We start from the raw sequence: 4,494 nt of genomic DNA, 5'->3' as shown, positions 1-4,494 counted from the left end.
CCTGCCGGGCGGGTGGGGAGTGGGGCGGCGGCTCGGGCTGGTCCTTGCCTGCGGCCTCGCGGCGGCCGGCGGGTTCCTCGTCCTGTTCCCGGCCTGCGCCGCCGGGCCGTTCACCGGCATGCCCGATCTCGTGCGCCGGGAATGGCTGGTGCGGGTGCAGGAGATGCTCCCGGCCTGGCACCTCGCCGGGCACGCCCCCGATCTCGCGCTGGCCGGCTACCTCCCGGTGCTGATCGGCGCCGTCGCGGCGAGCCTGTGGGCCTGGCGCGGGCGCGAGGCCGGGCAGCGGCACCTGATGGCGGCGACCGCCGGCGCGCTCTGGCTCGGCCTCGCCCTCGGCGTGCCGCAGGTCCGCGGCCTCTACGTCGCCGCCGCCTTCGTGCCCCTGGTGGCCGGCCCGCTCCTCGACCGGGCGGTGGCGCTCCTGCGGGCGCCCGGGGCCACCGCACCCCGGCAGGTCGCCGCCCTGGCCCTGAGCCTCGCCCTGTGCGGCAAGGCCTGGCTCCTCCTCGCGTCGCTCCTGCCGGCCCTCGCCGAGCCGGACAAGGCGATGGAGGCGGAGCGCGCCGCCTGGCAGACCTGCGGCGATGCCAAGGCGATCGCCGCCCTCGACGTCTTGCCGCCGGGGCTGATCCTCGCCCGGATCGATCTCGGGCCGGCCCTGCTCCTGCACGGCCACCACGCCGTCGTGGCGGCGCCCTACCACCGGGCGCTGCCGGGACTCGTCGCCGCGCTCGAGGCTTTTCGCGATGCCGATGCCCTCGCGGCGGTGGCCGCACGGGTGCGGGCGGACTACATCGTGGCCTGCGCCACCCCGGCCGACCCGGCGGTGTCGAGCGTCGCGGACCGGATCGGGCGCGGCGAGATCATCCCGCCCGGGCTGGAGCCGATCCCGGTGCCGGACACCCCCTTGCGAGTCTGGCGCCTCGCGGCCGGCGCCGCGAGAGGCTGATCCGTGACCGGGCGTGCCGCCGCGCTCTCCCTGGCTGCCTTCCTCCTGATCCTCCTTCTGGCGATCCTCGCCGCCGGGGCCGTGATGGTCGCCCGCGGCGAGGAGCCCGGCGGCATCGAGGAGGCGTGGCTCGCCCTGCTCGGGCCCCCCGATCTCGGCCCGGTCGATTTCGCGACCCTGCGGCGCGTGCGCTCCCGGGGCGACGCCCTCGCCTGCGCGGCCGATATCTGCCCGAAGGCGCAGGCCGACGCGGTGCCGCCGGTCTACGCGGTGGCGGGCGCCCGTCTGCGCGAGATCGTCCGGGATGTGGCCGAGCGCGAGCCGCGCACCGCGCTGGTCTTCACCGACCGGTGGGGCGAGCAGGACCGCTACGTCGCCCGCACCGCTGTGCTTCGCTGCCCCGACACCGTCACGGTCGAGATCGTCGGCCGCGGGGAGGGCCGATCGAGCCTCGCGCTCTACATTCGCAGCCAGGCCGGCTGCCCCGTCCCGGCGTCGAGCCACGGGCGCCTGACCCGCTGGCTCGACGGGATCGCGGCGGCGGCGGGAACCGAGGCGAACAAGGGGTGAAGATCCGGATGCCGCGCGCCGCCCACGAGCACCTGAGCCCCACCGGCGTCCCGCCCCTGGCGGCTCTGCCCGCCCACCCGGACGTGGTGGTGATCGGCGCCGGTGCCGCCGGGATCGGCGCAGCGCGCCGGCTCCTCGCCCGCGGCCTGTCGGTGGCGGTGCTGGAAGCCCGCCCGCGGCTCGGCGGCCGCACGATCACCACCGCTTTGCGCGGCCACCCGGTCGATCTCGGCGCCCACTGGCTCCATGCCGGGCCGATCAACCCCCTGGTGTCGCTCGGCCTCGAACGGGGTGAGCCGCTGCGCCGGGCCGCGCAGGAGAGCCACCTCTGGGTCGGCCGCCGTCCGGGCCGGCCTGCGGAGGAACTGGCCTTCGGCCGCGCCTGGGCCGTCGCCGACCGGGCGATGACCGACGGCGCGCGCCTTCACGGCGAGGACCGGCCCGCGGCGAACGCCCTGCCGCCGGGCCTCGGCCCCTGGGGGCAGCGGGTCGCCCTGGTGCACGGCCTCGTCTCGGGCCGGCCGCTCTCCGAGATCAGCCTGCACGACTTCCCGAGCATGGAGTACGGCGACAACTTCTTCATCGCCGGCGGCTACGGCGCCTACCTCGCCCGCCTCGCCGCCGGGCTGCCGGTGGCGTTGTCCACCCCCGTCACCGCCCTCGACTGGGCCGGGGAGGGGGTGCGCCTCGATCTCGGGGCGCGCGGGGGTCTCAAGGCCCGCGCCGCCCTCGTCACCGCGCCGATGATGGTGATGCAGGAGCCGGCCCCGGCGCTCCGCTTCTCCCCCGACCTGCCGGACCCGGTCCGCGCGGCGATCGACGGGTTCCGCACCGGCATCTACGAGCACGTGGTGCTGCACTGGCCGTCCTCGCCGTTCCGCGGCCGCGACCGGCTGGCGAGCCTGATCGGCGGCCGGCTCCAGCCGCCGGGCCTGCTGACCCGGGTCGACGGCACGCCGTTCCACTATTTCGAGCTCGACGTGCCCCTGGCCGCGCGCCTCGACGCGGCGCGCGCCGGGGCCGACGGCGCGCGGCGGCTGGTGCGCGAGACCCTGGCCGAGCAGGTCGGCCGCGGCTCCTTGCGCGACCTCACGGTGCCGGCGGTGACCGAGTGGCGCCACGATCCGTGGTCGCGCGGCTCCTGGGCGGTGGTGCCGCCGGGCCATACCGGTGCTCGCGACCTCCTCAAGGAGGCGGTCGCTGAGCGGATCTGGTTCGCCGGCGAGGCTCTGTCGCGGGAGCAGTGGGGCACGGCGGGCGGCGCCTTCGCGGAAGGCGAGCGGGCGGCCGACGCCATCGTGGCCGTTCTCCACTAAAGCCACATTGGGTTTGCCGCCGGCCGTCCCTACATTCCTCCCATGCTGACCCGTGCCCTCACCCTCCTGCTGCTCCTCGGCCTGTCCTGCGCCGCCGAATCCCACGCCCAGCCGCTCACCCGCAACGTGCTCAAGGGCGCCTGCGAGAAGCTCGTCGTCGCCGGCAAGGACGTCAGCCCGACCTGCGGCGAGAGCATCGTCAACACGGTCCAGGGCCGGCGCACCTCGTTCGACTTCACGTCGAGCGACGGCACCACGGTAAGCTTCAGCGGCACCGGCATGCCGCAGGACCGCCAGGAGGAGGTCGGTGTCGATGCCCTCCAGCCGGTCAGCGCCGTGATCCTGACGGTGAAGGGAACCGACGGCGGCATCACCCGCGATACCCTGATGACCGTCGGCTCCTGCCGCTTCCCGCCCGCGGGGCCGAACCGCTCGACCGTCGCCTGCGCGGCCGACACCCAGCGCGGTCGCTTCGAGGGGACGTTCACGACGGCGGGCGAGGCGGCGGGGGCGAAGTAGATGGCGCGATCATCTCGCGGATGCGCGCCGCCAGGGCGTCGACCGCGAAGGGCTTGGTCAGGACCGCCAGGCCGGGTTCGAGCGGACCATTGCCGAACAGGGCGGCCTCCGCGAAGCCGGTGATGAACAGGACCTTCAGGTCCGGCCGGGCGACCCGGGCGGCGTCCGCCATCTGGCGCCCGTTCATGCCGCCGGGCAGGCCGACATCGGTCACCAGGAGGTCGACGCGGGCGTCCGACTGGAGCACCCTCAAGCCACCGGCCCCGTCCGCGGCCTCGACGGCGGTGTAGCCGAGGTCGCTCAGCACGTCGGTCACGAGCATCCGCACGGTCGGCTCGTCGTCCACGACCAGCACGGTCTCGCCCGCCCCGGCCTGCGCCATCGGGCGCCGCTCGGGGTCGATCCCGTCCGCATCCGCCTCGCCCCGGTGCCGCGGCAGGTAGAGGCACACGGTCGTGCCCGCGCCGACCTCGGAGGCGATGCGCACCTGCCCGCCCGACTGCTTGGCGAAGCCGTAGATCATCGACAGGCCGAGACCCGTGCCCTCGCCCATCGGCTTCGTCGTGAAGAACGGGTCGAAGGCCCGGGCGACGACCTCCGGGGGCATGCCGGTCCCGGTATCGGACACGCACAACGCCAGGTATTGCCCCTCCGGCATGTCGTGCGCCGCGGCCTGGGCGCGGTCGATCCAGCGGTTCTCCGTCGCGATGACGATCCGGCCGCCCTCCGGCATCGCGTCCCGCGCGTTGATGCAAAGGTTCAGGAGGGAGTTCTCGAGCTGCGACGGGTCGACCAGGGCGGGCCAGAGGTCGTCCGCCCCGGTGCGCCGCACGTCGATGGCCGGGCCGACGGTGCGCTGGATCAGGTCGAGCATCCCGTCCACCAGCCGGTTCGCGTCGATGGCCCGGGGCGCCAGCGTCTGGCGGCGCGAGAAGGCGAGGAGGCGGTGGGTCAGCGCCGCGGCGCGCTTCGCGGCGCCCTGCGCGGCGGCGATGTACTTCGCCACGTCCTTGGAGCGGCCCTGGCCGATGCGGGTCTCGATCAGCTCCAGCGAGCCCGAGATGCCGGCGAGCAGGTTGTTGAAGTCGTGGGCGAGGCCGCCGGTGAGCTGGCCCACCGCCTCCATCTTCTGCGACT

At 75.3% G+C, this 4,494-nt stretch carries 4 protein-coding genes and 1 pseudogene; 4 read left to right on the top strand and 1 reads right to left on the bottom strand.

Annotation, left to right across the window (positions count from 1 at the left end; genetic code table 11):
• The 4 genes and pseudogenes from ABZT49_RS31840 to ABZT49_RS31825 all read left to right on the top strand — a co-directional run.
• Window positions 1–952, top strand: a pseudogene (locus tag ABZT49_RS31840) (hypothetical protein); the annotation flags it as partial.
• 3 nt (window positions 953–955) lie between these two features.
• Complete coding sequence (locus ABZT49_RS31835) at window positions 956–1,522, top strand: hypothetical protein (protein ID WP_355292311.1); 567 nt, start codon at window positions 956–958, stop codon at window positions 1,520–1,522.
• Between the two features lie 8 nt (window positions 1,523–1,530).
• Entirely contained in the window at window positions 1,531–2,838 is a 1,308-nt protein-coding gene (locus ABZT49_RS31830; RefSeq protein WP_355292309.1) for an NAD(P)/FAD-dependent oxidoreductase, read from the top strand.
• 42 nt (window positions 2,839–2,880) lie between these two features.
• Window positions 2,881–3,357, top strand: a complete 477-nt coding sequence (locus ABZT49_RS31825) for a hypothetical protein (protein ID WP_355292307.1) — start codon at window positions 2,881–2,883, stop codon at window positions 3,355–3,357.
• Here ABZT49_RS31825 and ABZT49_RS31820 read toward each other — a convergent pair.
• A partial coding sequence (locus ABZT49_RS31820) for an ATP-binding protein (protein ID WP_355292305.1) occupies window positions 3,323–4,494 on the bottom strand: 1,172 nt, incomplete at its 5' end. The two genes, ABZT49_RS31825 and ABZT49_RS31820, sit on opposite strands and share 35 nt — an antisense overlap.

This window comes from Methylobacterium sp. EM32 (assembly GCF_040593685.1).
In the GTDB taxonomy this organism is placed as follows: Bacteria; Pseudomonadota; Alphaproteobacteria; order Rhizobiales; family Beijerinckiaceae; genus Methylobacterium.
This window is presented reverse-complemented; position numbering and strand designations above follow the sequence as displayed.

Coding starts and splice junctions, on each gene's coding strand:
- ABZT49_RS31825 (WP_355292307.1), top strand. CDS start 2,881: ATGCTGACCCGTGCCCTCACCCTCCTGCTGCTCCTCGGCCTGTCCTGC.
- ABZT49_RS31830 (WP_355292309.1), top strand. CDS start 1,531: ATGCCGCGCGCCGCCCACGAGCACCTGAGCCCCACCGGCGTCCCGCCC.